This window comes from Streptacidiphilus pinicola (genome assembly GCF_003258295.1).
In the GTDB taxonomy this organism is placed as follows: Bacteria; Actinomycetota; Actinomycetes; order Streptomycetales; family Streptomycetaceae; genus Streptacidiphilus; species Streptacidiphilus pinicola.
Genome location: NZ_QKYN01000192.1, coordinates 1 through 710, shown reverse-complemented (window position 1 = coordinate 710; position 710 = coordinate 1). Strand labels below are relative to the sequence as shown.

Genomic DNA, 710 nt, shown 5'->3' with positions numbered 1-710 from the left:
GACTGAGCTATAGGGGCGAACGAGGAAGACCTTACCTGGTCAGCGAGCGGATGTGAAATCCGGGATCTTCCCCGGCGGAGCTACTGCTGTCGCGGCGGCCGACCGTACGGATTCCCCTGCTGCGGGTAGGCTCCCGACGCCCCGGGACCACCCCCCGGCGGATGGGATCCTCGGTCACCCACCCTTACGCGGCGGTCTGCGGCCGAAATCCACAGGCCCGGGCAGCCGCATGCCAACCGCGCGGATGGAAGCCGATCCCACCATTCATGTGCCAGCGCACCGGCGGAGTCAGCACGTCGTCAGCAGCCGGGCGACGCATCCATGCGGCGGTACGACGTGCGACCGGGTCTTCATTGCCCGTCATCTGGCGTCCCACCTACCCGGACAGCTGGGCCGCCGGGACGACGCTCACGCGTCCTCGGCGAGCTCCAGCCACTGCAACTCCAGCTCCGCGCCGTCAAGGCCGAGCGCGTCGAGCTCGGCGATCTTGCCGAAGTCGGCTGCGTGCTCGGCCATTTGGGCGTGGAGCTTGGTCTCCTTCTCCTCCAGCTTGGAGAGCTGGCGCTCGATGCGCTGCAGTTCCTTCTTGGCCGCGCGGGAATCGCCGCCGGTCTTCTTCGGGGCCGGGGCCGGGGTCGTGGCCTCGACGAGGGCGGCGCGGCGCTCCAGGTACTCGTCGATGCCGCGCGGGAGCATCCGCAGGCGGCGTG

General features: G+C 69.7%; 1 protein-coding gene. It reads right to left on the bottom strand.

What is annotated here, in order from left to right; all coding sequences use genetic code 11:
• Nucleotides 1-408: 408 nt before the first annotated feature.
• The coding region (locus DN069_RS35900) for an ABC transporter C-terminal domain-containing protein (protein ID WP_243640222.1) at nucleotides 409-710 on the bottom strand (302 nt) is incomplete at its 5' end.